This is a genomic window from Paragemmobacter straminiformis, assembly GCF_014243445.1.
Taxonomy (GTDB): domain Bacteria; phylum Pseudomonadota; class Alphaproteobacteria; order Rhodobacterales; family Rhodobacteraceae; genus Paragemmobacter; species Paragemmobacter straminiformis.
This window is the reverse complement of sequence record NZ_JACLQD010000007.1, coordinates 1-26,431: the sequence shown is the minus strand read 5'-3', so window position 1 is coordinate 26,431 and position 26,431 is coordinate 1. Positions and strand designations below refer to the sequence as shown.

Below are 26,431 nucleotides of genomic sequence, written 5' to 3'. Positions count from 1 at the left end.
ATAAAAGCGTCACAAAACTGCATCACTTGCAGGCCGCACGGTCACAAGGCAATAGGCGCGCGACCAGCCGGGCCGCAGCACTGCCCTTCCGGCGTGAGCGGTGAGCCATGAACAACCAGTCGATGACAGCCCAGACCGCCCCGATGCGGGTGAAATCGCCGCGCGATCCGCGGCTCGACGTGTTTCGCGGGCTTTGCCTTGTGATGATCTTCATCAACCACGTGCCGAAGAACCTTTACGAGGATTACACCAGCCGGAATTTCGGCTTTTCCGACGCCGCCGAAGGCTTTGTGCTGATGTCGGGCATCGCGGCGGGGCTGGCCTATTCGGCCGACTTCCGCGCGCCGATGCGGCTTTGGGTCGGGTTCGGCCGTGTGTGGAAACGGGTCTGGACGCTTTACATGGTGCATATCCTGACCACGATGGCAGCGCTGGCCTCGGCCTCGGCGGTGGCGGTGTTCCTGCACAATTCCGAGGTTCTGTTCCTGAACCAGATGGACGAGGTGTTCAGCGATCCGCTGCGGGCCTTTATCGGCCTGACGCTGCTCACGCACCAGTTCGGCTATGTGAACATCCTGCCGCTTTATCTGGTGCTGCTGGCTGTCGCGCCGCTGATGCTGATGGCCGCGTGGCGCAAACCGCTGTGGCTGATGGCGGGATCGGTCCTGCTGTGGGCGGCGGCGGGGCAGTGGCATCTGAGCCTTCCGAACTATCCCACGCCGGGGGGGTGGTTCTTCAATCCGCTCACCTGGCAGGTGATCTTCATCACCGGCCTGCTGACCGGGGTCGCCATGAAGGACGGGCGGCGCTTTGTGCCGGTGAAGCGGTGGTTGCAGGTGCTGACAGGCGGGTTCGTGCTGTTCGCCGCCGTTGCCGCGCAGGTGCCCGAGGTGTCCAAGGCGATGGGCGGCACGCTTTGGCTGTTGCAGGACAGGCTGGGCCTGCCGTGGTTCCTGACCGCTTTCGAGAAAAGCTATGTCACCGCCCCGCGGCTTTTGCACATTCTGGCGCTGGCCTATTTCCTGTCGACCTTTCCGGCCGTCCGCCGCGCCTGCGGCAGCGTCTTCGCCAAACCCTTCGAGCTGCTGGGCCGTCAGGCATTGCCGGTCTTTGCGCTGGGATCGGTGCTGTGCATCGCCTTTCAGGGGGTGAAACATGCGCTTGGCGACAGCCTCGCGCTGGACAGTGCCTTGCTGGCGACGGGGCTGGCGGCGCAATTCGCCTTGGCCGCCGCCCGCCAGTATTGGCCCAAGCCCCGCACTAGCTGAACAGCAGCGGGTCAGGCCCCGTCCGCTCGGCCGCGTCAAGGCGGGCGATGGCGGCCATGTCGTCATCGGTCAGGGCAAAGCCGAACAGATCGAGGTTCTCGGCCAGCCCCGCCGCGCGGGTCGAACGCGGGATCACCGCGCAGCCCAGTTGCAGATGCCAGCGCAGGATGACCTGCGCGGGGGTCTTGCCCGTGCGGGCGGCTGCGGCCTGAACCGCAGGCGCATCGAACGACCGCCCCTGCCCGAGCGGCGTCCAGCTTTGCGTCACGATTCCCATGCGCCGGTGCAGGGCGCGCAGATCGGCCTGCGCCAGACGCGGGTGCAATTCGATCTGGTTCAGCACCGGCGCGACACCGGTTTCGCCGACCAGCCGTTCCAGATGCGGGGCCATGAAATTCGACACCCCGATGGACCGCACGCGACCTTCGGCGCGCAGTTCGATCAGCGCGCGCCATGTTTCGACGTAGCGGTCATGGTCGGGGCATGGCCAGTGGATCAGCAGGCAATCGAGGTAGTCGACCCCGATCCGCTTCAGGCTTTCGTCTGCCGCGCGTCGGGCGGCGTCATGGCCGTGGTGGTCGTTCCAGACCTTGGTCGTGACGAAGATCTCGTCCCGCGCGACATCGGTGCTGCGCAGGCCCTCGCCCAAGCCCGCCTCGTTGCCATAGATCGCAGCGCCGTCGATCAGCCGGTAGCCTGCCGCCAAACCCTCGCGCACGACGCGGGCGGTCTGGTCTTGCGGCACCTGCCACAGACCGAAGCCGAGTTGCGGCAGGCTCTGGCCATCGTTCAGCGCGAGACGGGTTTGCATGTCTTTTCCTTTTCAGATCGGTCCGGCGGAATATGCGCCAAGCCTGAGCGGCGTCCAGTGCCGCACCCCGACCGACAGAAGCGCAACGCCGCACCCGCGCCCGCGTTCCCCGACGCGACCTTTGGCAAAGCCCGCCGCCCGACCCGATTTCTGGCCCGATTTCTGGCCCCACTGCGACATCTGCGGCATGGGGCCAAGGTTGTGCCGTTTCGATAATAAATGTTAACGTGAAGGGGCAGTGTGATCTTGTCACCCTCCGGGGCGGTCGATGGGCAAGGTCACCGAGAGGGGCGCGTGGAAGACAAGGGTTTCGCCAATTTCTTCGAAGCTTCCGCCGATATGCTTTGTATCGGTGACATGCAGGGCTACGTCCACGCGGTAAATCCGGCATGGGAGCCGATTCTCGGCTGGACGCCCGCCGAAGTGGTGGGAAGGCCTTTAAGCGATTTCGTCCATCCCGACGACCTTGAAGACACCAACACCGCTGTCGCCTCGCTGCGTGACGGTGCGTCGCGGCATTTCGTGAACCGGCTGCGCGCCAGGGATGGCACGTGGCACGAACTGGAATGGAGCGGCAGCTTCGACGCGGCCAGAGGGCTGGTCTATGCCACCGCGCGCGACGTGACCGAACGCCGCCGCGCGGCGTTTCACCATGCCCGGATCGAAGCGGTTTCGGGTGTCGGAAGCTGGGAGATCGACGTAGAAAGCGGGGCGATCTTCTGGTCGCCCGAGACCTACCGGATTCACGGCATGCCGCAGGGGGCGGCTGTCGCCTTGGAGACGGCGCTCGATTTCTATGCGCCCGAAAGTCGGGCGGTCGTGGTGGCGCATTTCAACGCGCTGATGAAGGAGGGAACGCCCTTCGACCTCGAACTCCAGTTCTCGACCGCCAAGGGACGCCCCCGCTGGGTGCGCAGCACGGCGGGGGTCGAATGGCGCCGCGGGCATATCGCGCGCATCTTCGGGACATTCGAGGACATCACCGAACGCAAGCGGCTCGAACACAATCTGGAGCAAGAGCGGAACCGCCTTCAGGCCACGCTCGCCGCCATTCCCGACCCGATTTTCGAGGTGGACTATGACGGCAATTTCATCGGCTACCATGTTGCCGAAGGTGTGCCGCTTTTCCTTCCGCCCGACCATTTCATCGGCCGTCCCATGGCCGAGGTGCTGCCCCCCGATGTGGCGGCCATCGCGGTCGAAGCCATGCGCGAGGTCGATGCGACGGGCCTGTCACGCGGCAAGCGGTACAGACTGACGCCGCCGGACGGCGAACAGACATTCTGGTACGAACTCTCGGCCTCGGCCCGGACGCCTTATGATGCGTCCTCGAAGCCGGGGTATCTGTTCATCGCCCGCGACATCACCGAAGCCGTCCAAAACGAGGCCGTGCTGCGCTACCGCGATACCCTGCTCGAGGCGCTGTTTGACCTGTCGCCCGTGGGAATTGTGCTGAACGATCTGGAAACGGGGGCGATGGTCGATGCGAACGCGGCCTTCATGTCCTATACGGGCTATACGCGCCCCGAACTGCTGGCGCTGACCTATTTCGAGGTCTGCCCGCCCGAATTCCATGCGGTCGATGCCGCGCAGATCGAAATCCTCAGGGCCACGGGGCGGTGCGGGCCGTTCGAAAAGGCGTTTCTGCGCAAGGATGGCCGACAGTTCCCCGCGCTTTGCAATGCCGTGCGCATCACCGATGACAACGGCCGGGTGCTGATCTGGAGCCTTGTCGAGGATATCACCGACCGCAAGCTGCGCGAGGAGCGTTTGCAGCAGGCCGAACGGGCCGCCATCGCCGCGCGCGAGCAACTCGTCACCGCTGTCGAGGCGCTGCCGGACGGTTTCGTGCTTTACGATGCCGACGACCGTCTGGTGATCGCCAACGGGCGCTACAAGGAAATCTATGCCGAAAGCGCCCCCGCCATGATCCGCGGCACCGCTTTCGTCGATATCCTGCGCTACGGCCTGAAACGCGGCCAATATGCCGAAGCCGTGGGACGGGAAGAGACATGGCTTGCCGAGCGGATGCACAAGCACCTGAACCCCGGCCCGATGATAGAGCAGCGTCTGGGCAACGGGCGCGTGTTGCGGATATTCGAACGCAAGACGCCGGACGGTGGCAGCGTGGGCCTGCGGGTCGATGTGACCGAGCTTCACGATGCCCGCGAACGCGCCGAAGAGGCGAGCCGGTCGAAATCGCTGTTCCTTGCCAACATGAGCCACGAGATCAGGACGCCGCTCAACGGCATTCTCGGCATGGCCGATCTTCTTGCCGCCGATCTGTCCGACCCCGACCTTGCCCGCACGGCCCAGACCATCCGTGAATCGGGCGAGACGCTTCTGACCATCCTGAACGACATCCTCGACATGTCGAAGATCGAGGCCGGAAAGCTGCAACTGGTGCAGGACACCTTCTCGCCTTCGGAGATCGGCCGCAAGGTCGGTGCCTTGCACCGGCTGAAGGCCGAGGAAAAGGGGCTGGCCTTCCACAAGGATTTTCCCGCCGATCTGCCCTTGCGGACGGGCGACGCGCACCGGCTTTCGCAGATCTTGCACAATCTGCTGAGCAACGCGGTCAAGTTCACCGAAACCGGCAGCGTGGTCTTGCGGATTACCGGCGGAGCGGCCGAACCCCTGACGATCGAGGTGAGGGATACGGGCATCGGCATGTCGGCGGACCAGAAGGCGCGGATTTTCGACGATTTCGAACAGGCCGACCCAAGCATGACGCGGCGCTACGGTGGCACGGGCTTGGGCATGTCCATCGTGCGCCGCCTGACGGCGATGATGGACGGGCGGATCGAGATCGACAGTGCGCCCGACAAGGGCACGACCGTTCGCGTCACGCTGCCCCTTCCTGCGGTCGCACCCGCCGAGGCCACGCCGCCGCGCGGCACCGAACTGCCCGCCCTGCACGGCGTGCGCGCGCTGGTGGCCGATGACAATCCGATCAACCTCCAGATCATCGACGCCTTTCTCAAGCGCATGGGAATCGAGACCTTGCTGGTTGAAAACGGCAGGCAGGCTGTCGAGGCCTGGGCGCCGGGCCGGTTCGACATTCTGTGTTTCGACATTGCCATGCCGGAAATGGACGGGATCACCGCCTTGCGCGAAATCCGGCGGCTTGCGGAAAACAGCGGCACCGTTGCTCCGCCCGCCGTTGCCGTAACCGCCAACGCGATGGCGCATCAGGTCGATGAATATCTTGCCTCCGGCTTTGCCGCGCATCTGCCCAAACCCGTCCGCCGTGCCGACCTTGCGGCGCGGGTGGCGGCTTTGGTGCAGAGCGTTCAGGAAGGGTCAGAAACCCTTTGACAGCCGCGAGCGCAGCCCACAGCTTGCGGCAAAGCAAGGGGTGAGGGGCTTTCGATGACGCCGCTGGACAGGGTGCTGCGCCTGCCGATCTGGACCGGACGACCCGAGGTCAAACCGCTGGGCGGCGGGATCACCAATGTCAATTTCGTAGTGCAGGATGACGCGCGGCGCTGCGTGGTGCGGATCGGAGACGACATTCCCGTGCATCAGATCCTGCGCTTCAACGAGCTGTCGGCAAGCCGTGCCGCCCATGCGGCGGGCATTTCCCCCGCCGTGCTGCACCATGAACCGGGGGCGCTTGTGATCGACTTCATCGAAGGTCGCACGCTGGCGGCCGCCGATTTCCACGATGCGGCGACGCTCGAGTCGGCGCTGGCGCTTGTCGCCCGCGCGCATCGCGACATGCCCGCCCATCTGCGCGGGCCTGCGCTGGTTTTCTGGGTGTTCCACGTCCTGCGCGACTATGCCGGAACGCTGCGCGACGGCGACAGCGGCTATGCGCCGCTTTTGCCCGACCTGCTGGCGCAGGCGTCGCGGCTGGAGGCGGCGGTCGGTCCGGTCGAGCTTGTCTTCGGGCACAACGATTTGCTGCCTGCCAATTTCCTGCATGACGGCGCGCGGATGTGGCTGGTCGACTGGGATTATGCGGGCTTCAATTCTCCGCTCTTCGATCTTGGCGGTCTGGCGGCCAACAACGGCCTGACCCCGGCGCAGGAAGCGCGGATGCTGTCGGCCTATTACGACCGCGCCCCCGATGCCGCGCTGTGGCGCAGCTATCGCGCCATGAAAGCCGCATCCGCCCTGCGCGAGGCGATGTGGAGCATGGTGCAGGAAATCCATTCCGAACTTGATTTCGACTATGCGGCCTATACGGCCACCAATCTTGACACCTATCGCGCCGCCTTGGCCGCGTTCGAGGAAAGCTGACATGACCCTTCCCACCACCGCCCGCGCCGTCATCATCGGCGGCGGCATCATCGGCTGCTCGACCGCCTATCACCTTGGAAAGCTGGGCTGGACCGACACGGTGTTGCTTGAACGCAAGAAGCTGACCTCGGGCACCACTTTCCATGCGGCGGGGCTGGTGGGGCAGTTGCGCACCTCGGCCAACATCACCCAGCTTCTGGGCTATTCGGTCGAGCTTTACAAAAAGCTGGAACAGGAAACCGGCCTGCAAACCGGCTGGAAGATGAACGGCGGCTTGCGGCTGGCCTGCAATGCCGAACGCTGGACCGAAGTGAAGCGGCAGGCGACCACCGCGCACAGCTTCGGGCTGGAGATGCACCTGCTGACCCCGCGCGAGGCGCAGGAGCTTTGGCCCTTGATGACCATCGACGACCTTGTGGGGGCGGCCTATCTGCCGACCGACGGGCAGGCGAACCCGTCCGACATCACCCAGTCGCTGGCCAAGGGCGCGCGCATGGCGGGGGTGCAGATCTTCGAGGATACGCCCGTCACCCGCATCATCGTCGAAGACGGGCGCATCAGGGGCGTGGAAACCGCGCAAGGCACCATCGAATGCGAAAAGGTGATCTGCTGCGCGGGCCAGTGGACGCGCAGTCTGGCCGCGACCGTGGGGGTCAATGTGCCGCTGATCTCGGTCGAACACCAATACATGGTCACGGAACGGATCGAGGGCGTCACCCCGACCCTGCCCACCCTGCGCGATCCTGACCGGCTGACCTATTGGAAGGAAGATGTCGGCGGCCTTGTCTGGGGCGGCTACGAGCCGAATCCCAAACCCTGGGCGCAGAACGGCATACCGGAAGGGTTCCATTTCGAACTGCTTAATTCGGATTGGGACCATTATTCGCAATTCATGGAGAACGCGCTGGCCCGGGTGCCCGCGCTTGCGAATGCCGGGGTGAAGCAGCTGATCAACGGCCCCGAAAGCTTTACCCCCGACGGCAATTTCATCCTTGGCGAAGCGCCCGAGTTGCGGAATTTCTACGTGGGCGCGGGGTTCAACGCCTTTGGCATCGCCTCGGGCGGCGGGGCGGGGATGGCGCTGGCGGAATGGGCGGCCAAGGGCGAGGCGCCCTATGACCTTTGGCCCGTCGATATCCGCCGCTTCGGCCGTGTCCACCGCTCGACCGACTGGGTCCGCGCCCGCACGGTCGAAGCCTATGGCAAGCACTACACCATCGCATGGCCGTCCGAGGAACACCGCTCGGCCCGCCCGACACGCCGCTCGCCGCTTTACGCGCATTTGCAGGCGGCGGGGGCCTGTTTCGGAGAAAAGCTGGGGTGGGAGCGTCCGAACTGGTTCGCGGACCTTGCCGCAGGGGAAACCCCTGTCGACCGCTATTCCTACCAGCACCCCGGATGGTTCGATGCCGTGGGCCGCGAACACCGCGCCGCGCGCGAGGGGGCGGTGCTGATCGACCAGACCTCATTCGCCAAATTCACCCTAAAGGGGCCGGATGCGGCGCAGGTTCTTAACCATATCGCTGCCGGAAACGTCGACCGTGCGGTGGGGTCGCTGACCTATACGCAGATGCTGAACCGCCGTGGCGGGATCGAGGCGGATGTGACGGTGGCCCGCGTGGCGCGGGACGAATTCTACATCGTCACCGGAACGGGCTTTGCCACGCATGATTTCGACTGGATCGCCCGCAACATCCCCGAAGGATCGCGCTGCCAGCTGGTAGATGTGACCGCAGGTTCGAGCGTGCTGTCGCTGATGGGGCCAAGGGCGCGCGACATCCTTCAGGCGCTGTCGCCGGATGATCTGTCGAACGCCGCATTCCCCTTTGCCACGGCGCGGGCGATTTCGGTTGCCGCCTGCCCCGTCCTCGCGCTGCGTGTCACCTATGTCGGTGAACTGGGATGGGAGCTGCACATGCCGACCGACGTGGCCGTGACGGTCTACGAGGCGTTGATGCAGGCGGGGGCCGCGCACGGGCTGCGCAACGCCGGATACCGCGCCATCGAAACGCTGCGGCTGGAAAAGGCCTATCGCGCCTGGGGTGCCGATATCGGCCCCGACCATACACCCGTGGAAGCGGGGCTTGCATGGGCCTGCAAGATGAAATCCGGCATCCCCTTCATCGGACGCGAGGCGGTGGCGGCGCAACTGGCGGGCGGGGTGAAGAAACGGCTCGTCAGCTTCACCGTCGACGACCCGCAGGTGATCTTGCTGGGCCGCGAGACCATATACCGCAACGGCGAGCGGGTGGGCTGGCTGTCGTCGGGCGGGTTCGGCCATACGCTGGGCCAGCCCATCGGCATGGGCTACGTGCGCCATGCGGGCGGGGTGGATGACGCCTTCCTCGCGGGGGGAAGCTACGAATTGGAAGTCGCCTCGGAACGGGTTGCCGCAAGGCTGCACATCGCGGCCCCCTTCGATCCGCAATCGCTGCGCGTGAAATCCTAGCGGTTCAGCGTATCGACGGGATAGGCGGTGGTGAACTTCATCCGCTCCATCGCGAAATGGCTGGTGACGTTCTTGATCGGGACGGCACCGGTCAGGCGTTTGTAAAGCCCGTCAAAGGCCGCCATGTCCGAGACCGCAACGCGCAGCAGGTAATCCATCTCGCCCGCCATGCGATAGACCTCCATGATCTGGGGGATGTCGCGCGTGGCCTTGGCAAAGGACTCGCGCCATTCGGCGGAATGGTCGGGTGCCTCGATACCGACAAAGACGGTCAGCCCGAAACCGAGTTTCGCGGGGTCGGCCAGCGCGACACGGCCCGTCAACACGCCGATGGCTTCCAGCTTCTGGATCCGCTTCCAGCACGGGGTCTGCGACAGCCCGACCTTGTCCGCGATCTGCGCCACAGGCAGCGTCGCGTCACGCATCAATTCGGCCACGATCTTGCGGTCGATCAGATCGAGATCTTCCATGACACCCCTCGTTCTTGCGGTCCTGCTACAGGATGCCGATAAAAAACGTTTTGTCTACTGTCTTTGTCGTGTTTTAGAAGATTTCCATTTTACACGCCCTTTCAAAGGCTTGCCCCACCCCTGCGCGGGGGGTGGGCGGAAATTCGCAAATACCTACATTGATTCTCGATCTTCGGCGGCGTAGCTTTGAAGCCATGATCACGCAAAAGATGAAATATGCGCTCAAGGCCCTGCTCGTTCTCGCGGATGAAGCCACGCGTCCGAAGCCCGAAGCCCTGACCATCGAGGAAATCGCCAAGCGGTCAGGCACGCCGAAGCGGTTTCTCGAGCATATCCTGCTTGAGGTGCGCAACGCCGGCGTCATCGCGTCGATCCGCGGGCGGTCGGGCGGGTATTCGCTGATCAAGAAACCCTCGGACGTGTCGATATCAGAGCTGTTGCGCACCATCGACGGGCCGATCGCCCCCCTGCCCTGCCTGTCGCGCCGCGCCTATCAGCGCTGCGAGGATTGCGCGGACGAGGCCACCTGCCGCATCCGCAAGGTCTTTGCCGAGGTGTTCTGGTCCTATCTTCTCATCATCGATTCCCTGACGCTGGAAGACATGCTGCGGTCGTCGGAAGCCGCCGATCAGGTGCTTGGCGCCTGACCTTTTCGACCAACCTGTTGAATTTCAACACATTACCGGAACGCGCCGCGCCATCCGCTTCGCCGCGCGGCGTAGAATATTCTTCTCTATACACGACAAAATTTGGCGTGAATATTCCTTTGCAATAGGCGACCAACTCTGTCGATATTAAACCACCGAAGGCACACCGCCCCGGTCAGACAGAGGAGACAGCCGATGAACGCACTTGTTCCACGCTCTGCCGCCCCATCACGGGCCGCCGGACATGCGCCTGCCTGTGCTGTCCATCTGATCGACAAGCGCACGGGTGCCGCGCATCGCGTCAATGGCACGCCGCTGGTGATCTTTACCCGCCAGCCCGACCTTGCCGTGGCCGAGCTGCTGGCCGGGCGCGATCCCGGGATCTGGGAAGCCCGCATCGACGCCATCGAAACGGGAGGCAGGACATGAGCCTGCACCACCCCACCACCATTCTGGGGCTCGCGCCCTTTATCCACCGCTTTTCCCTTGCCGCCGGGCAAGGCGAGTTTCAGGAGAAAGACATGCTGACCACCATCACCCTGTCGGGCCAGACCACGGCGCAAGGGATCAAGGTCGAAGACCATCTCGACGGCCGTGTGACCATCGAAACCGGCGTTCGCCGCCTGACAGGCTGGCCGCTGCCGCGCTTCGTCAAGGGCGCTCTCTCGGCGCTGGCGATTGCGCTGGTCGGTCTGGGAGCCGCCCCCGAGGCCCGCGCCGAGTCGTTGCTGAACGTCAGCTATGACCCGACGCGCGAACTTTACCGCGAATTCAACGAAGCCTTCAGCGCCTATTGGGTGGCACAGGGCAACGAGGCCCCCACCATCGAAAACAGCCACGGCGGATCGGGCGCGCAGGCCCGCGCGGTGATCGACGGTCTGGAAGCGCAGGTCGTGACGCTGGCCCTTGCCGCCGACATCGACAAGATCGCGAAAGAGGGCAAGCTGCCCGCCGACTGGCAGTCGAAACTGCCGCACAACTCGTCGCCCTACACCTCGACCATCGTGTTCCTCGTCCGCGAGGGGAACCCCAAGGGCATCAAGGACTGGGGCGATCTGGTGAATGACGGCGTCGAAGTCATCACCCCGAACCCCAAGACCAGCGGCGGCGCGCGCTGGAACTATCTGGCCGCATGGGCCTGGGCCGAAAAGAACGGCCAGGACCCCAAGGAATTCGTCGGCAAGCTGTTCGCGCATGTTCCGGTTCTCGACTCTGGCGCGCGCGGTTCGACCACCACCTTTGCCCAGCGCGGCATCGGTGACGTGCTGCTGGCTTGGGAGAACGAGGCCTATCTGGCGCTGAAAGAGCTTGGCGACGACCAGTTCGACATCGTGGTGCCGAGCGTGTCGGTCCTTGCGGAACCGCCGGTGGCGCTTGTCGAGGGCAACATCAAGTCCGACGGGCAGCGCAAACTGGCCGAAGCCTATCTGAACTACCTTTACTCGCCCGAAGGTCAGGCCATCGCCTTCAAGAACTTCTACCGCGCCTGGGACGGTTCGGCCGCGAACCCCGAAGATGTGGCCCGCTTCCCGAAGCTTGACCTTGTCGATATCGCCTCGTTCGGCGGTTGGGCCAAGGTGCAGCCCGAACACTTCGGCGACGGCGGCATCTTCGACCAGATCTACGTCGCGAAATAAGGGAACACGATGGGCAAACCGCTTATCCACCGATCCCCCATGCCCGGCCTTGGGCTGAGTATGGGGGTGACCCTCACGATGCTCTCCCTCGTCGTGCTTTTGCCCATCGGCGCCCTTCTCTGGAAGGGCGCCAATTTCGGCATTTCAGGCATATGGGACACCGTGAACCGCGAACGCGTCTGGGCGGCGCTGTTCCTGTCATTCCGGCTGTCGCTGTTCGCGGCGCTGTTCAATCTGGTCTTCGGCATGATCCTTGCCTGGGTTCTGGTGCGCTACCGTTTTGCAGGGCGCAGGCTGCTTGACGCCGCCGTGGACCTGCCCTTTGCGCTGCCGACCGCCGTGGCGGGCATCGCGCTGACGGCGCTTTACGCGCCGAACGGGGCGCTGGGGTCGCTGGCGGCAGAGATCGGCTGGAAAATCGCCTATACCCAATGGGGCATCTTTGTCGCGCTGGTGTTCGTGGGCCTGCCCTTTGTCACGCGCACCGTGCAACCCGTGGTCGAAGAGATCGAGGCCGAGGTCGAGGAAGCCTCGGCCACGCTGGGAGCCAGCCGCATCTACACGCTGCGCCGCGTGGTGCTGCCGATGCTGGCCCCTGCCGCCCTGACGGGCTTTGCCCTGTCCTTGGCGCGGGCGGTCGGGGAATACGGCTCGGTGATCTTCATCGCCGGCAACATCCCCCTCAAGACCGAGATCGCCCCCCTGCTGATCGTGATCCAGCTTGAAGAGTTCAACTACGACGCCGCCGCCGCCATCGGGATCGCCATGCTGCTGATCAGCTTCGGGATGCTTCTGGTCATCAACCTCATCCAGGTCTGGAGCCGCAGGAGAATCGGTTATGTCTGACGCAAGCCTGACCAAATTCCGCTCGGCGCGCGAAGAGACGCCGCTGGCGCGTTACGCGCTGATCGCGGTTGCCGTGCTGGGGCTGGGTGTGCTGGTCGCAGCCCCGCTGATCGCGGTGTTCGTGGAGGCCTTGGCACAAGGATGGCTTGCCGCCGTGGCCAGCCTTGGCAACCACGATGCGGCATCGGCCATCAAGCTGACGCTGCTGATCGCGGGCGTTTCGGTGCCGCTGAACGCCGCCTTCGGCATTGCCGCCGCATGGTTCATCACCAAGTTCGACTTTCGCGGCAAAGCGTTCCTCATCACGCTGATCGACCTGCCCTTCTCGGTCTCTCCGGTGGTGGCGGGGCTGTGCATCGTGTTGATGTTCGGCACCAACAGCCTTGTCGGCGGCTGGCTGGTGGCAAGCGGCTATCCCATCGTCTTTGCCCTGCCGGGCATCGTGCTGGCCACGATGTTCGTGACCTTCCCCTTTGTCGCGCGCGAATTGATTCCCGTGATGATCGAACAGGGACGGGCCGAGGAAGAAGCCGCACTTACCCTTGGCGCTTCGGGCTGGCGCACCTTCTGGACCGTGACCCTGCCGAACATCCGCTGGGCGCTGCTTTATGGCGTGCTGCTGTGCAACGCCCGCGCGATGGGAGAATTCGGCGCGGTCGCGGTGGTGTCGGGCAAGATCCGCGGCCAGACCGCGACCATGCCGATCACCATCGAGATGCTCTACAACGAATATCTTTCGGTCGCGGCCTTTTCGATGGCCGCCGTCCTGACGCTGCTCGCCCTTGTGACGCTGATGCTCAAGACCGCGCTGGAAATCCGCCATGCCGACGCGCTTGCCGCCACCCACCGCCATTGATGCCGGAGACCTGACATGCATATCGAAATCGACGAAATCTCCAAGCAGTTCGGCACCACGGCGGCGCTGACGCCGGTGTCGCTGGCAATCCCCTCGGGGGCGCTGGTGGCGCTGCTTGGTCCTTCGGGGTCGGGAAAGACCACCTTGCTGCGCATTCTGGGCGGGCTGGAATTCCCGACCTCGGGGCGCGTGCTGTTCGACGGGCAGGATGCGACGGGCCTGACGGTGCAGGAACGGCGGGCGGGCTTTGTGTTCCAGTCCTACGCGCTGTTCCGGCATATGACGGTGTTCGAGAACATCGCCTACGGTCTGAACGCCCGCCCCCGCGCCAGCCGCCCGCCCAAGGCCGAAATCGCGCGGCGCGTGACCAAGCTGCTCGAGTTGATCCAGCTTCCCGATATCGGCAGCCGATACCCGAGCCAGCTTTCCGGCGGGCAGCGGCAGCGGGTGGCACTGGCCCGCGCGCTGGCGATCGAGCCGCGGATGCTGCTGCTCGACGAACCCTTCGGCGCGCTGGACGCCAAGGTGCGCAAGGAATTGCGCCAGGGCTTGCGCGACATCCATGACGAGACGGGGCTGACCACGGTCTTTGTGACCCATGACCAGGACGAGGCGATGGAACTGGCCGATCTGGTCGTCGTCATGTCGGGGTCGGTGACGGGGGGGCGGATCGAACAGATCGGCAAGCCCTCGGACATACGCGCCCGCCCGGCCAGCGCCTTTGTGCGCGATTTCATCGGGGCCTGAAGGCGCGCGCCGCGAAACGGCATGGCCCGCCCCTGTCAGGGGGCGGGCTTTTCCTTGCCGATCAGCGGGGCGCCCATCAGGTCCTCGATCAGGATGCTGACAAGCTGGCTGCGCCCCTGCACCCCCGCCTTGCGGTAGATCGCGTTCAGATGGGTCTTGACCGTCCCTTCGGCCGAGCCGCGCAATTGCGCGATATCGGCGATGGAGCAGCCCTTGATCGTGAATGTCGCCACATCCTGTTCCGCAGGCGTCAGCGCCCATTGGCGGAAGTAGCCTTCCATCACGTCGTTCAGCGCGCCCGAGGCGACGCCCAATCCCTTTTCCATCCGTGCCTGCCGCCGCAGCAGCGCGACAAGCGACCGCCCCTCGAACACCACGCCGATCACCAGCCCGACGGTCGCGGCCAGTTCGGGCAGCATGTGGAACAGGCTGGTCAGCCCCTCGTCCAGATCACGGGTGACATCATAGACGAAAAAGGCGGTGCAAAAGCACTGGAACAGGATCAGCGCGATCAGGCCAAAGGGTCTGTCGCGCTGAACCTTCAGACGGTTCGGAGAGGGCAGGTCAACCATCGGACGGCTTTCGGTCATTTGACCGTCTTGTAGCCCGTCACCATCGACTTCGGAAGGTTGATCCCGAGCCTGCGGCTTTCCACCACAACGGCCAGAACATGCAGCACGATGCTCATCTCGGCCCAGACGACAAGCGCCTCGTGCAGCTCCTCCATCCATTCGACGCCGAAAAAGGCGACCGTCGTCATGGCGTAGCCCGAAGCGGCAAGACCCGCCATCGTCAGCAGAAGGTTGTAGATCATCAGCGCGCCCAGCGGCGAATGGCCGACATGCACATGCCGCCGCCCCGTCGCCATGTCGCGCAGTTGCCCGAGTGCTGCGCGCGGCGAGGGCAGGAAATCGGCAAAGCGGGCGTGTTGCGTGCCGACCAACCCCCAGATCAGACGCACGGAGATCAGCCCCGCGACGGTGTAGCCGACAAGACGATGCGTCTCGCGCCCCGGTTTGGTCAGGAAATCATTGGCGATGAAGGCCGCGACAAGCGACCAGTGGAACAGGCGGACCAAAGGGTCCCAGACGCGGATTTTCTGCATGCTTGGCTCCGGAAGGCTGGATTGGCGCGGACCCTGCCGCAGGGGCAGGGTCCGCCGCGACGGCTCAGTCGGCGCTGTCGCCATGCTCGACCGGCTTCAGGTCGGCGTCGAACCACAGCGAGGCGGTCTCGCCATCCTTGACGACATAGACTTCGATCAGCCCGTCTTCGGCTTCGATCTTGCGGACGTCATAGCCTTCGGCGGTCAGTTGCGCGGTCAGCTTGTCCTTGGTCGCGGCATCGACGGCATCGCCATCGGCAAAGGCGGGGGCCGACAGGCAGGCCAAGGCAAGGGCAAGGGCGGTCAGGGTGCGGTTCATCTCTATCTCCACATGGCTCGGTCGGGGCAGGATCGCCCCGGGACCGATGCCGCCGATCTGGCCTGTTCCGCATCGCGGCGAAATTGGCCGCAGGTTGTAGACGGCGCGAAAACAGCCGTCTGCAACCAAGGTTGCACGCGGGAATTTGCCGGTGGTGCCGGTCAGGATAAGGGACGCAGACGCACAAACGCACCCATTGGGCGGGTTTCGTGCGTTTCAAGCAAGTTCATGTGCAAAAATAAGTGAACGTTAGCGTTCATTTTAATATTGCATACGCCGCCGTTCAGTATATCTAGGTTCCAGACGAAACGAAGAGACGGAGGCACCGATGTGCTGACACGAACCAGACCGAAAGACTGCTCCCCCCGGGGTCGCTAGGCCCCACCACCGGCCACAACGCCGGACGGACTGAACCAAACCGCATCGCCGTATCCGATACACCGACCAGTGATCTGGCGCGGCCCGGCCGATGCTTGCCGACACACCAGAATTTCCCAGGAAAGGGACCCTATCATGCGTAATATCATCCTCACCTCGACCCTCGTGCTTGCAGCCCTGTCGGGCGCCGCTTCGGCCTCGAGCCTGCAGCCGCGCTACAATGCGGGCGACGCGCAGCTTGCACTGACCGCCGGCGTCCAGCCCGGCGAATACAGCCGCGCCGAGCTGATCAACATTCTCGACGCCCAGCGTGAAAACGATGCGACGCGCCTGAACTTCTACCTGTCGGGTGCAAACCGCACGACCAACGCCGCCGATCCGGCTGCCGTTGCCCAGATCGCCGCCTCTGCCGGCGTGCAGGGTGGCGACTACTCGGTCGCTGAACTTCAGCGTCTGATCGATGCCCGCAGCGAAGGCGATGCGGCGACCGTCGACTTCATCGTGAACCGTGCGGGCAAAGCCGCCAACGCGGCCGAGGTCGTCACCCCCGGCGAAGCGCAGCTTGCAGCGGTGATCGGTGTCGATCCGGCGCAGTACACGCTGGCCCAGCTGATCGCGTTGCAGCCGGAAAACGACTGATCCTTCGGCCCTGACCGGTCGATAAAGCGGACCGCCTGACCCTTTGGTCAGGCGGTTCTCGGCATGGAGGTGATGCATGGCTTGTTTCGGTGAAGGTGAAGCCTTACCCTTGCGCGACCCGCCCGTCGGCGGCTGCGGTGAGGATATGGTCCAAAGGGCGCCCGGCAGACCGAAAGACCTTGAGAAGCGCGAGGCCATCCTCGACGCGGCGCAGGCGCTTTTCGCGCAGCGCGGGGTCGACGGCGCACCGATCGAAGCCATCGCCGCCCAATCGGGCGTGTCCAAGGTGACGGTCTATGCCCATTTCGGCGACAAGGCGAAGATCTTCGAAGCCATCGTCCAGCGCGAGACAGAGCGGCTGAACCGCGAACTCGCCCATACCATGACCACGGCGACATCGCTGGAAGAGCGGTTGGTCAATTTCGGCACCGTGCTGGTGCAGGTGATGACCCAGCCGTGCCATCTGGCGCTGGACAAGGCGCTCAGCCTTGAAGCGCAGCGCAATCCGACCCTGGGGCGGCGGTTCTTTGATGCCGGTCCCGGCCATGTGCGCGAATTGCTGGCCGAGCTGATCGCCGAGGCCGGGCGCAAGGGCGAAATCACCCTTGATGATCCCGACCGCGCCGCGCGCGACCTTCTGGCGCTGTGGTTGGGCTTCACCGCGATAGAGCGGCGCTTTTGCGGCGGCTGCCTGCCCGATGTCGATGTGCTGACCGCCGATATCCGCCGCACGACCCGGCTTTTCCTGCGCGCCTGCGCGCCCGTTTGACGCAGGTCGGAAACGGCAGGCCCAAGGCCGGATGCGGCCTTGCGGCGGGCCGCCGATGCGCGCCTGATGGGGCCGGAAAACGGAGGCCCCCATGGCAAGCGTGGTCGATGACATCGGCGGAGAGCCGGTTGTGCGTGCGCTGGTGGAACGGTTTTACGACATCATCGAAACCGCCCCCGAAGGCGCGCGCATCCTTGACCTGCATTTTCAGGGCCACGGGCTTTCGCATGTGCGGGTCGAGCAGTTCGAATTCCTCAGCGGCTTTTTCGGCGGGCGACGCTATTACGCCGAACGCCACGGCCACATGAACCTGCGCGAGATCCACGCCCATGTGCCGATCCACCTGCAAGATGCCGAGGACTGGCTGGCCTGCATGGCCCGCGCGCTGGATGATGTCGGCATCCACGGCCCGGCGCGCGAGAAGATCGGGCTTGCCTTCGACCGCGCGGCGCGGATGCTGGTGAACCGCGACTGACCTGTCGGTCGGGCAAGGGGGAACATGCCGGTCGAACGGTTCATCATTCGGGGCGATCTGGCGGCGGCGACCTTTCTGCCTTGGGTTGCGCGGCATTTGCTGCGGCTTGGCCTGCGCGGAGAGACGCAGCGCAGCGATGCCCTTTGCGTGGAAATGCTGGTCGAAGGCCCGGCCGATCTGATCGACGCGATGGAAATGGGTGTCTCGCTCGGCCCGATCGAGGCTTGGGTGGAAACCATCGAACGCCTCCCCCTCAACCGGTGCGGGAGTGCCTGATTTTTCCGCTTCGCGCCGCTTCACAAAACGCTGTCTTTTGGTGCAGCGGTGACTAGGATTTGGGCAGAGCGCCCGATTCCTGTGGGCTTTCCTGTCCGGAAATTGCCGTGGCAAGACAAGCGGCGGGATCGGGTTCTAGCGTCCTAGCCAACAAAGGCATCCCTGCCGGAAAGTCACCATGCTGCCCTACTGGACCCCTGTCGCACTGTCCCGCGACCTTGCGCCCCTGGTCGTGATGCCCGTCGTCGTAGACGGGGCAGAGCTTGCGCTTTGGCGCAGCGCCTCGGGCCGGATCGCGGCCTGGGCCGACCGCTGCCCGCATCGCGGCATGCGCCTGTCGCACGGGTTCGTACGGGGCGAGGCCCTGTCCTGCATCTATCACGGCTGGAGCTATGCCCAATCGGGCCAGTGCCAGCGCATTCCGGCCCACCCCGACCTCGAACCTCCCGAAGCGATCCGCGTGCCGGTGCATCGGGCGATGGAATCGGGGGGCGTGATCTGGGTAGCCTTGGCCGAACCGGCGGCACTGCCGCCCGCGCTGGCGGGTCTTGTGCCGCTGCGCTCCGTCACGCTCGATGCGCCCTTCGATCCTGCGGCGGCGGGATTGGCCGAAAGCGGCGGCGCGTGGCGCGGCACCTTGGCCGGGGTCGCGGTGGCCGTTCTGGTGCAGCCTTTGCCCGAAAACCGCTGCGTCCTGCATGTTCTGGCCGATGGCGCGGCCACGCCTGCCGCCCTTGTCGATGCCTCGCGCGGGGTGGAAACGCTGCGCCGTCAGGCCGAGGAGGCTTTGGCATGACCGACCCGATCCGCGACGAATGGTATCCCGTTGCGCTGGTCAGCCAGCTTGGGCCGGAAGGCCGCGACACAAGGCTTTTGGGCGAACCTGTCCGCGTGGCATGGCACGGGGGGGCGATCACCGTCACAAGCGGGGGGCGCAGCCTTCCGTCGCAGCAACGCTACGGTCATGTCTGGGCCTGCCCCGGCACGCCGCAGCGCCCGCTGTTCGACATTCCCGAAGCCGATCAGCCGGGCAGGCGCCTTGTCGATGTCGGTCTTGTGCGGGTGAAATGTTCGCCGCTGCGCGCGGTCGAGAACTTTCTCGACATCGCGCATTTCCCCTTTGTCCACACCGATATTCTGGGGGCCGAGCCGCATACCGAGGTCGGCCGCTATGATGTGGCGATCCGCGAGGAGGTGGACGAGGTCTGGGCGACCAAGGTGCATTTCTACCAGCCGCAAGCCGCGAAATCGGCGGCGGGCGGGATCACCACCGAATACATGTATCGCGTCCCTGCCCCCACGGTTTCGATCCTGTACAAGACCTGCCCGCCGCGTCCGGGGGAATGGGATGTCATCACCCTGTTCGTGCAGCCCTTGGACGAGGAGCTGTGCGAGGTATGGCCCTGGATGGCGCTGTTCGACGACGACACGCCGATGACCGACCTGATCCATTTCCAGCAGACGATCTTCCTGCAAGACCGCTCGATCCTTGAAAACCAGCTTCCCCACCGCCTTCCGCTCGATCCGGGGCTCGAGATTCCGACGCGGGCGGACCTGACCTCGGTCGCCTATCGGCGCTGGCTGAAACGGCGGGGCTATACCTACGGCGCGCAACTGGTGGCGGCATGATCCTTTACGACTACGTCCTAAGCCCCGATTGCTACAAGATCCGGCTTCTGGCCGCGCTGACGGGCGCGAAGCTGACCTTGCGGGCCGTCGATTTCCACCCCGGCGGCGAGCATCGCAGCCCCGCCTTTCTGGCCATCAATCCCGCAGGCACGATTCCCGTGATGCAGGACGCCAGCCTGACGCTGACGGATTCGGCGGCGATCCTAACTTACGTGGCGGCGCGGTCCGGCCCCGCATGGCTGGGCGATGACACGCCCGAAATGCGGGCGCGGGTGGCGCTGTGGCTGGCCTTTGCGCAACGGCTGTCGGCCAGCATCGGCAAGGCCCGCACCCATGACATGCTGCAAAAGCCCGCCGATATCGTGGCTTGCCGCAAGGCAGGGGTGCAATGCCTGCGCGAGATCGAGGCGGCCTTGGTCGAACGGCATCTGATGGGCGACGCCTTCCTTGCGGGGAACCGCCCCACGCTGGCCGATATCGCCTGTTTCCCGCATTCCATGCTGGCCCCCGATGGCGGGATCAGCGTCGATGCATATCCCGCGATCCGGCTTTGGACACGCGCCATCCGCGCCCTGCCCGGATTCGTCGAAATGCCCGGCATCCACCGCTTGCACGACCTGAAACCCGAACCCGCTGGAGTTCAGGCATGAGCGGCTATCTGTTCAAAGGGTGCGCGGCGGTGGTGGCCGACCCCGCCACCGTGCTGCGCGATGTCGACCTGCTGGTCAAAGGCCCCGCCATCCGCGCCATCGGCAAAGGGCTGGACGCAGAGGGGGCCGAGGTGATCGACGCGCGCGGCTGGTTCCTTTACCCCGGCCTTGTGAACACGCATCACCACTTTTTCCAGACCTTCGTGCGCAACCGCGCCGACCTCGACTGGACCAAGCTGTCGGTGATCCAATGGCTCGACCTGATCTACCCGATCTTCTCGCGCCTGACCGAGGACTGTTTCTACCACTCGTCCCTGACGGCAATGGCCGAGCTGGCAAAGCACGGCTGCACCACGGCCTTTGACCACCAATACAACTTTCCCCGCCACGCCGGAAAACGCATCGTCGACCGCCAGTTCGAAGCGGCGGCCAAGATCGGCTTGCGCTTTCACGCAGGGCGCGGCGGCAACACGCTGCCGAAATCCGAAGGCTCGACCATCCCCGATGCGATGCTGGAATCCACCGACGAATTCATCGCCGACTGCGCCCGCCTGATCGACCGCTATCACGACGCAGGGCCGTTCAGCATGCGGCAGGTCGTGGTTTCCCCCTGCCAGCCGGTGAACTGCTACCGCGAGACGTTCGTGGAATCGGTCGCCCTTGCCCGCGACAAGCGCGTGTTCCTGCACAGCCATGTCGGCGAGGGCGAGGCCGAGGTGATCCGCGCGCGCCACGGGATGCGGACGGTGGATTATCTGGAACAGATCGGCTTTGCCGGCCCCGATACGTTCTATGCCCATTGCTGGGAACTGACCGATGCCGAATTGCGCCAGACGGCGGCCAGCGGCACGGGCGTCGCGCATTGCCCCGAACCCGTCTATCTGGTGGGGGCCGAGGTGACCGACATTCCCGCGATGGCCGCGCATGGGCTGCGGATCGGGCTTGGCTGCGACGGGGCGGCGTCGAACGACAATTCGAACCTGATGCACTGCATCCATTCGGCCTATATGCTGCAATGCCTTGTCGCGGGAACCCGCGCGCATCCGGTGCCGGAGCCGGGCGATTTTCTGGCCTATGCCACGACGGGGGGGGCCGCACTGCTTGGCCGCAGCGATATCGGCCGCCTTGCCCCCGGCATGGCCGCCGACCTGTTCGCCATCGACACGCGGCGGATGGATTACGTCGGCACCCGCCACGACCCCGCAAGCCTGATCGCCAAGGTGGGCATCGGCATGCCGACCGACCTGACGATGGTCAACGGGCGCATCGTCTGGGCCAAGGGGGAATTCCCCGGCCTCGACGAGGCCGAAATGGCCCATGAGGCGGAAGCCGCCCTTGCCACGATAGACGCATAAAGAAACCAACAGGAGACAAACCCATGCAAAGACGCGCCTTCCTACAGACCACCGCCTTCGCCGCCATCGCCAGCGCCATCGGCGCGCGCGGGGCCAGTGCGGCCGACCCGCTGGGCATCGCGCTGGTGCTGCCCTCGCCCAATGGCGATGTGGGCTGGTCGCATACGCTTGTCGCAGGGCTTGACCCTGTGATCGCCGCCTATGGCGATGCGGTGAAGATCACCCTTCTGGAAAACATCGCCGAAGGCCCCGATGCCGACCGCATCATGACCAAGGCCGTGGCCGACGGGAACAAGGTGCTGATCGCAGGCTCCTTCGGCTACCAGAACGGCGCGATGCAGATCGCCAAGCGCGACCCGTCGGTGACGGTGCTGCACGCGTCGGGCTACATGGTTGCCCCGAACTTCTCGCCCTTCGCGGCCAAGTATTTCCAGGGCACCTATCTGATGGGCATGGCCGCCGCCGCACTGTCGAAATCCGGCAAGCTCGGCTCGGTCTCGGCCTTTGCGATCCCCGAACTGATCACCTCGATCAACGCCTTCACGCTGGGCGCGCAGTCGGTGAACCCCGATGTCGAAGTGTCGGTCGTCTGGGTGAACACCTGGTTCGACCCCGCCAAGGAACAGGAAGCCGCCAAGGCGCTGATCTCGCAGGGCTGCGACGTGATCTTCTCGAACGCGCAGGACACGCCTTCGGTCATCGCCGTCTGCGAGGAAGCGGGCGTCTATGCCTTCAACCTCAACTCCTCGATGAAATCCTATGCGCCCAAGACCTATCTGGGCTGCGTGGCGACGGATTGGGGCCCGTTCTTCAAGGCCTCGATCGACGCGCATATCGCCGGGACCTTTGCCGGTGCCAACGCCTTCCTCGGCGTGGCCGACAAGGTGGTCGAGGTCGTGGACTGGAGCGGCGACATCCCCGCCGATCTCAAGGCCAAGATCGTCGAGACCGAAGCCAAGATCGCCGACGGCAGCTTCAACCCCTTCACCGGCCCGATCACCAAGGCCGATGGCAGCGAAGGCGTGGCGGCAGGGGTCGGCATGACCGACGAGGAGATCGTCGCGATGGACTGGCATGTGAAGGGCGTCGCAACGCCGCTGCCGCAGTAAAGATGGAACCCGCGCCGCTTTTGACCCTGCGGGGAATGACCAAGGCCTACGGGCAGGTCGTGGCCAATGATGCCATCGACCTGACCGTGGGCCAGAATTCCATCCACGCGATACTGGGCGAGAACGGCGCGGGCAAATCCACGCTGATGAAGCTGATCTACGGCGTCGAAACACCCGACGCGGGCGAGGTGGTCTGGCAGGGAAACCCTGTGCAGCTTACCTCGCCCGCCGAGGCGCGGCGCTTGGGCATCGGCATGGTGTTCCAGCATTTCTCGCTGTTCGAAACGCTGACGGTGGTTGAAAACATCGCGCTGATCGTTGCGGGGCCCAAGGCCGCGCTGGCCGCCCGCATCCGCGAACTGGGTCAGGATTTCGGGCTGGACGTCGACCCTTTCGCCCATGTCCATTCGCTGTCGGTGGGCGAGCGGCAAAGGGTGGAAATCATCCGCTGCCTGATGACCGAACCGAAGCTGCTGATCCTGGACGAGCCGACCTCGGTCCTGCCGCCGCAGGCCGTGGGGCTGCTGTTCGACACGCTGCGCCGTCTGCGCGACCGCGGGGTGTCGATCCTGTTCATCTCGCACAAGCTTGACGAGATCCAGGCGCTTTGCGACTGCGCCACCATCCTGCGCGGGGGCCGCGTGACGGGGCGTGTCGACCCGCGCGCGCATGATGCGCATGATCTGGCGCGCATGATGATCGGGCGCGACATGCCGCCGCCGATGCAGGCCGAACCCCACCCCGTGGGCGAGGTGCGGCTGGAACTCGCCGCACTTGACCATGCGCCCGACGATCCCTTCGCCGTGGGCCTGTCTGCCGTGAGCTTGCGGCTGCATGCGGGCGAAATCCTTGGAATTGCGGGTATTTCCGGCAACGGTCAGGCCGAACTTGCCAAGCTGCTCTCGGGCGAGACGCGGCTTTCGGCGGCGCGCTGCGACGAGGTGCGGCTTATGGGCCAAGGCGTCGCCCATCTTGACCCGGCCGCCCGCCGCGCGCTTGGCTTTGCCTTTGTTCCCGAAGAACGCCTCGGGCGCGGGGCCGTGCCGGAAATGACGCTGGCCGACAACAGCCTGCTGACCGCCCATCCGCTGGGCCTGCTGAAGCGCGGCTTCATCGACCGGCGGCGCGAGGCCGAATTCACCGCCGCCTGCATCCGCGACTTTGACGTGCGCACCTCGGGTCCGGATGCCGAAGCGGGGGCGCTCTCGGGCGGCAACCTGCAAAAATTCATCATGGGCCGCGAGATTTCGCTGCGCCCCAAGGTTTTGTTCGTGGCGCAGCCGACCTGGGGCGTCGATATCGGGGCGGCGACGGCGATCCGGCAAAGGCTGGTCCAGATGCGCAACGAAGGGGTGGCCGTGCTGGTGATTTCCGAGGAACTGGAAGAATTGTTCGAAATCTGTGACCGGATCCAGGTGATCCACAAGGGACATCTGTCCCCCTCGCTCGACGCGCGCAACACCCGGGCCGAAGAGATCGGCCGCTGGATGATCGGCGCCGCCGGGGTGGCGGCATGATCCCGCGCCTGATCCGGCGCGACCGTGCCTCGCTTCGCATGGCGGTTCTGGCCCCGCTGCTGGCGCTGGCGGCGGCGATCCTTGTCAACCTCGTGCTGTTTCTGGCAATGGGCAAAGACCCCGCCGCCGTGTTCTACGCGCTGCTTCTCGAACCGTTCCTCGGCTGGTCCTCCTTTTCCGAAGTGCTGCTCAAGACAGGGCCGCTTTTGCTGATCGCGCAGGGCTTGGCCATCGGCTTCCGCGCCAAGGTGTTCAACATCGGGGCCGAGGGGCAGTTCATCCTTGGCGCCATCTTCGCATCGGCCATTCCGGTCTATTTCCCGCAGGCGACGGGCGGCTGGATCTGGCCCGCCATGCTGGTGATGGGGGCGCTTGGCGGCGCGCTCTGGGCGGTGGTTCCGGCCTTTTGGCGGGTGCGGCTGAATGCCAACGAAATCCTCGTCACGCTGATGATGTCGCTGATCGCGGCGCAGGTGCTGAATTACCTGCTGCTCGGCCCGTGGAAAGACCCGCAGGGGTTCAATTTCCCGCAATCGGTGATGTTCCAGTATGACGCCATGATCCCGATCCTGCTGCCCGGAACGCGGGTCAACCTGTCGCTTCTGCTGGCGCTTTTGTCGGCGGTTCTGGCTTGGGCCTATATGCAGCGCAGTTTCGGCGGGTATCAGTTCCTTGTCGGCGGGCTTGCCCCCAAGGCCGCCGCCTACGCCGGATTCTCGGAAAGCCGCGCCATCTGGCTGTCCCTGCTGATCGGCGGTTTCGCCGCAGGGCTTGCCGGCGCGGCCGAAGTGGCCGGCCCCATCGGGCAATTGCAGCGCGGCATTTCCACCGGATACGGCTATGCCGCGATCATCGTGGCCTATCTGGGCGGCTTGCACCCGATCGGCATCGTGGCCTCCTCGCTGCTGATGGCGGCACTTTACATCGGCGGAGACAACGCGATGGTCTCGGCCGATCTGCCGGTCGCGGCGGTCAGGGTGTTCCAGGGCAGCCTGCTGGTCTTTTACCTCGCCGCTATCACCTTCGTCCGTTTCCGGCTGGTCTGGCCGATCCGCAAAGGAGGTGCCGCATGAGCGGGCTTTCCTTCATCCTCGCCGGAATGCTGGCGGCGGCGACACCCTTCCTGCTGGCCGCATTGGGAGAGCTGGTCGTCGAACGCGCCGGTGTGCTGAACCTCGGTCTCGAAGGGATCATGGCTTTGGGCGCGGTCGTCGCCTTCATCGTGGTCTATCATGGCGGCGGGCATGTCGCGGCCTTTGGCGTGGCGGCGGTGGCGGGCATCCTTTTGTCGCTGGTCTTCGGCTGGCTGGCGCTGGGGCTGCGGGCCAATCAGGTGGCGGTCGGTCTGGCGGTCGGCATCCTCGGACAGGGATTGTCGTCGCTGATCGGCAATTCCTACGAAAGCCTGACGATCACGGGTCTGCCCAAACTTGCCGTGCCGGTGCTGTCGGACCTGCCCGTCGTGGGCGGGCTCTTCGCACAGGACGCGGTGGTCTGGCTGTCGCTGCTGGGCACGGCGGCACTCTGGGCGATGTTCCGCTATTCCCGCCTCGGCCTGATCCTGCGGGCCGTGGGCGAGAACCCGCAAGCCGCCCGCGCCATCGGCTACCGTGTGGTCGCGCTGCGCCTTGGCGCGGTGGTGTTCGGCGGGGCGATGGCCGGGCTGGCGGGGGCCTATGCGGCCACGGTCTATACTCCGCTCTGGGCCGACGGGATGATCGCGGGGCGCGGCTGGATCGCGCTGGCGCTGGTCGTCTTCGGCACATGGATGACAGGGCGCATCTTCTTTGGCGCGTTGCTCTTCGGCGCGGTGTCTCTGGCCAGTCTCGTGGCGCAGACCGAGAACTGGGCCGTGCCGTCACAACTGCTTTCGGCGCTGCCCTATATCGTCACCATCGTCGTGCTGGGCATCATCACCTCGAACAAGCGGCTGCTCAAGATCAACGGCGTGGCATCGCTGGGCGAGCCGTTCGGACCATGACGCGCCATTAGTTTTTCTCAACCCCCCGTGAAAAACGGTCTTTTGACAGACGCGGCCACTGCGGCGACCATGACGCAAATTCACGAAAAGGAATCCGTCATGCAACGCGAAAGACTGCAGAACTATGTCGGCAACGGCACCCCGGTCACCCCGACCTTCTCGGCCACCGAGATGCAGCGGCGCCTCGATGCGATCCGTGGCGTCATGGCCAAGAACGGCATCGATGCGGCGCTGTTCACCTCGTACCACTGCA

28 protein-coding genes are annotated in these 26,431 nt (G+C 65.0%); 22 read left to right on the top strand and 6 right to left on the bottom strand.

Going from position 1 to position 26,431, the window contains the following annotated elements; translation table 11 throughout:
• Positions 1 to 107: 107 nt before the first annotated feature.
• Positions 108 to 1,268 carry an OpgC family protein gene (locus H7F16_RS18360; RefSeq protein ID WP_241741522.1) on the top strand — a complete coding sequence of 387 codons (1,161 nt, stop codon included), beginning with the start codon at positions 108 to 110 and terminating at the stop codon, positions 1,266 to 1,268.
• Here the strand turns inward: H7F16_RS18360 and H7F16_RS18355 are convergent.
• Both H7F16_RS18355 and H7F16_RS18350 read right to left on the bottom strand, forming a co-directional pair.
• Entirely contained in the window at positions 1,261 to 2,079 is an 819-nt protein-coding gene (locus H7F16_RS18355; protein ID WP_185799100.1) for an aldo/keto reductase, read from the bottom strand. The genes H7F16_RS18360 and H7F16_RS18355 overlap by 8 nt on opposite strands.
• 12 nt (positions 2,080 to 2,091) lie before the next feature.
• Positions 2,092 to 2,259 carry a hypothetical protein gene (locus tag H7F16_RS18350; RefSeq protein WP_185799099.1) on the bottom strand — a complete coding sequence of 56 codons (168 nt, stop codon included), beginning with the start codon at positions 2,257 to 2,259 and terminating at the stop codon, positions 2,092 to 2,094.
• Between the two features lie 60 nt (positions 2,260 to 2,319).
• On the opposite strand from H7F16_RS18350, the gene H7F16_RS18345 reads away from it, so the two are divergent.
• Genes H7F16_RS18345 through H7F16_RS18335 form a run of 3 tightly spaced genes read left to right on the top strand, consistent with a single transcriptional unit; the run spans position 2,320 to position 8,773 of the window.
• Positions 2,320 to 5,397 (top strand): PAS domain S-box protein, encoded by a 3,078-nt coding sequence (locus H7F16_RS18345; RefSeq protein ID WP_338402030.1) that lies wholly within the window; start codon positions 2,320 to 2,322, stop codon positions 5,395 to 5,397.
• Positions 5,398 to 5,451: 54 nt separating this feature from the next.
• Entirely contained in the window at positions 5,452 to 6,324 is an 873-nt protein-coding gene (locus tag H7F16_RS18340) for a choline/ethanolamine kinase family protein (RefSeq protein WP_185799097.1), read from the top strand.
• Position 6,325: 1 nt separating this feature from the next.
• The gene (locus tag H7F16_RS18335; RefSeq protein ID WP_185799096.1) at positions 6,326 to 8,773 is read left to right on the top strand and encodes a GcvT family protein; all 2,448 of its coding nucleotides are present in this window, start codon (positions 6,326 to 6,328) and stop codon (positions 8,771 to 8,773) included.
• Here H7F16_RS18335 and H7F16_RS18330 read toward each other — a convergent pair.
• On the bottom strand, positions 8,770 to 9,243 hold the full coding sequence (locus H7F16_RS18330; protein WP_185799095.1) for an Lrp/AsnC family transcriptional regulator: 474 nt from the start codon (positions 9,241 to 9,243) through the stop codon (positions 8,770 to 8,772). The two genes, H7F16_RS18335 and H7F16_RS18330, sit on opposite strands and share 4 nt — an antisense overlap.
• Before the next feature lie 194 nt (positions 9,244 to 9,437).
• On the opposite strand from H7F16_RS18330, the gene H7F16_RS18325 reads away from it, so the two are divergent.
• The 6 genes from H7F16_RS18325 (at position 9,438) to H7F16_RS18300 (ending at position 13,976) form a co-directional block, all read left to right on the top strand.
• Positions 9,438 to 9,890 carry an Rrf2 family transcriptional regulator gene (locus tag H7F16_RS18325; protein ID WP_185799094.1) on the top strand — a complete coding sequence of 151 codons (453 nt, stop codon included), beginning with the start codon at positions 9,438 to 9,440 and terminating at the stop codon, positions 9,888 to 9,890.
• 195 nt (positions 9,891 to 10,085) lie between these two features.
• A complete protein-coding gene (locus tag H7F16_RS18320; protein WP_185799093.1) occupies positions 10,086 to 10,319 on the top strand; it encodes a hypothetical protein in 234 nt (77 codons plus the stop codon).
• Positions 10,320 to 10,411: 92 nt separating this feature from the next.
• The gene (locus tag H7F16_RS18315) at positions 10,412 to 11,527 is read left to right on the top strand and encodes a sulfate ABC transporter substrate-binding protein (RefSeq protein ID WP_422121133.1); all 1,116 of its coding nucleotides are present in this window, start codon (positions 10,412 to 10,414) and stop codon (positions 11,525 to 11,527) included.
• Between the two features lie 9 nt (positions 11,528 to 11,536).
• On the top strand, positions 11,537 to 12,373 hold the full coding sequence (gene cysT / locus H7F16_RS18310; protein WP_185799092.1) for a sulfate ABC transporter permease subunit CysT: 837 nt from the start codon (positions 11,537 to 11,539) through the stop codon (positions 12,371 to 12,373).
• The gene (gene cysW, locus H7F16_RS18305) at positions 12,366 to 13,229 is read left to right on the top strand and encodes a sulfate ABC transporter permease subunit CysW (RefSeq protein ID WP_185799091.1); all 864 of its coding nucleotides are present in this window, start codon (positions 12,366 to 12,368) and stop codon (positions 13,227 to 13,229) included. The genes cysT and cysW overlap by 8 nt, the downstream gene beginning before the upstream one ends.
• 15 nt (positions 13,230 to 13,244) lie before the next feature.
• The gene (locus tag H7F16_RS18300) at positions 13,245 to 13,976 is read left to right on the top strand and encodes a sulfate/molybdate ABC transporter ATP-binding protein (RefSeq protein WP_185799090.1); all 732 of its coding nucleotides are present in this window, start codon (positions 13,245 to 13,247) and stop codon (positions 13,974 to 13,976) included.
• A 35-nt stretch (positions 13,977 to 14,011) separates the two neighbouring features.
• On the opposite strand, the gene H7F16_RS18295 is transcribed toward H7F16_RS18300, so the two are convergent.
• The 3 genes from H7F16_RS18295 to H7F16_RS18285 all read right to left on the bottom strand — a co-directional run bounded on the left by H7F16_RS18295 (position 14,012) and on the right by H7F16_RS18285 (position 15,400).
• On the bottom strand, positions 14,012 to 14,566 hold the full coding sequence (locus H7F16_RS18295; protein ID WP_241741521.1) for a helix-turn-helix transcriptional regulator: 555 nt from the start codon (positions 14,564 to 14,566) through the stop codon (positions 14,012 to 14,014).
• On the bottom strand, positions 14,563 to 15,081 hold the full coding sequence (locus H7F16_RS18290; RefSeq protein WP_185799089.1) for a cytochrome b/b6 domain-containing protein: 519 nt from the start codon (positions 15,079 to 15,081) through the stop codon (positions 14,563 to 14,565). The genes H7F16_RS18295 and H7F16_RS18290 overlap by 4 nt, the downstream gene beginning before the upstream one ends.
• Before the next feature lie 64 nt (positions 15,082 to 15,145).
• Positions 15,146 to 15,400: a PepSY domain-containing protein gene (locus tag H7F16_RS18285; RefSeq protein ID WP_185799088.1), complete on the bottom strand. Its 255-nt coding sequence runs from the start codon at positions 15,398 to 15,400 to the stop codon at positions 15,146 to 15,148.
• Between the two features lie 513 nt (positions 15,401 to 15,913).
• Between H7F16_RS18285 and H7F16_RS18280 the strand changes: the two genes are divergently transcribed.
• The 12 genes from H7F16_RS18280 to H7F16_RS18225 all read left to right on the top strand — a co-directional run bounded on the left by H7F16_RS18280 (position 15,914) and on the right by H7F16_RS18225 (position 26,178).
• A complete protein-coding gene (locus tag H7F16_RS18280; RefSeq protein WP_185799087.1) occupies positions 15,914 to 16,417 on the top strand; it encodes a hypothetical protein in 504 nt (167 codons plus the stop codon).
• 145 nt (positions 16,418 to 16,562) lie between these two features.
• Positions 16,563 to 17,186: a TetR/AcrR family transcriptional regulator gene (locus tag H7F16_RS18275; protein WP_185799086.1), complete on the top strand. Its 624-nt coding sequence runs from the start codon at positions 16,563 to 16,565 to the stop codon at positions 17,184 to 17,186.
• 91 nt (positions 17,187 to 17,277) lie between these two features.
• Positions 17,278 to 17,661 (top strand): group II truncated hemoglobin, encoded by a 384-nt coding sequence (locus tag H7F16_RS18270; RefSeq protein WP_185799085.1) that lies wholly within the window; start codon positions 17,278 to 17,280, stop codon positions 17,659 to 17,661.
• Positions 17,662 to 17,685: 24 nt separating this feature from the next.
• The gene (locus H7F16_RS18265; protein ID WP_185799084.1) at positions 17,686 to 17,937 is read left to right on the top strand and encodes an acylphosphatase; all 252 of its coding nucleotides are present in this window, start codon (positions 17,686 to 17,688) and stop codon (positions 17,935 to 17,937) included.
• 178 nt (positions 17,938 to 18,115) lie between these two features.
• On the top strand, positions 18,116 to 18,733 hold the full coding sequence (locus H7F16_RS18260) for a Rieske 2Fe-2S domain-containing protein (RefSeq protein ID WP_185799083.1): 618 nt from the start codon (positions 18,116 to 18,118) through the stop codon (positions 18,731 to 18,733).
• Positions 18,730 to 19,566: an aromatic ring-hydroxylating oxygenase subunit alpha gene (locus H7F16_RS18255; protein ID WP_185799082.1), complete on the top strand. Its 837-nt coding sequence runs from the start codon at positions 18,730 to 18,732 to the stop codon at positions 19,564 to 19,566. Before H7F16_RS18260 ends, H7F16_RS18255 begins: the two co-directional genes overlap by 4 nt.
• Positions 19,563 to 20,216, top strand: coding sequence for a glutathione S-transferase family protein (locus H7F16_RS18250; RefSeq protein ID WP_185799081.1), 654 nt, complete (start codon positions 19,563 to 19,565; stop codon positions 20,214 to 20,216). The genes H7F16_RS18255 and H7F16_RS18250 overlap by 4 nt, the downstream gene beginning before the upstream one ends.
• Positions 20,213 to 21,571, top strand: a complete 1,359-nt coding sequence (locus H7F16_RS18245) for an amidohydrolase (RefSeq protein ID WP_185799080.1) — start codon at positions 20,213 to 20,215, stop codon at positions 21,569 to 21,571. The genes H7F16_RS18250 and H7F16_RS18245 overlap by 4 nt, the downstream gene beginning before the upstream one ends.
• A gap of 23 nt (positions 21,572 to 21,594) precedes the next feature.
• Entirely contained in the window at positions 21,595 to 22,680 is a 1,086-nt protein-coding gene (locus tag H7F16_RS18240; protein WP_185799079.1) for a BMP family ABC transporter substrate-binding protein, read from the top strand.
• Positions 22,681 to 22,715: 35 nt separating this feature from the next.
• Positions 22,716 to 24,197 carry an ABC transporter ATP-binding protein gene (locus H7F16_RS18235; protein ID WP_241741520.1) on the top strand — a complete coding sequence of 494 codons (1,482 nt, stop codon included), beginning with the start codon at positions 22,716 to 22,718 and terminating at the stop codon, positions 24,195 to 24,197.
• The gene (locus H7F16_RS18230; protein ID WP_185799077.1) at positions 24,194 to 25,270 is read left to right on the top strand and encodes an ABC transporter permease; all 1,077 of its coding nucleotides are present in this window, start codon (positions 24,194 to 24,196) and stop codon (positions 25,268 to 25,270) included. Before H7F16_RS18235 ends, H7F16_RS18230 begins: the two co-directional genes overlap by 4 nt.
• Positions 25,267 to 26,178: an ABC transporter permease gene (locus H7F16_RS18225; RefSeq protein WP_185799076.1), complete on the top strand. Its 912-nt coding sequence runs from the start codon at positions 25,267 to 25,269 to the stop codon at positions 26,176 to 26,178. The genes H7F16_RS18230 and H7F16_RS18225 overlap by 4 nt, the downstream gene beginning before the upstream one ends.
• Positions 26,179 to 26,431 lie beyond the last annotated feature (253 nt).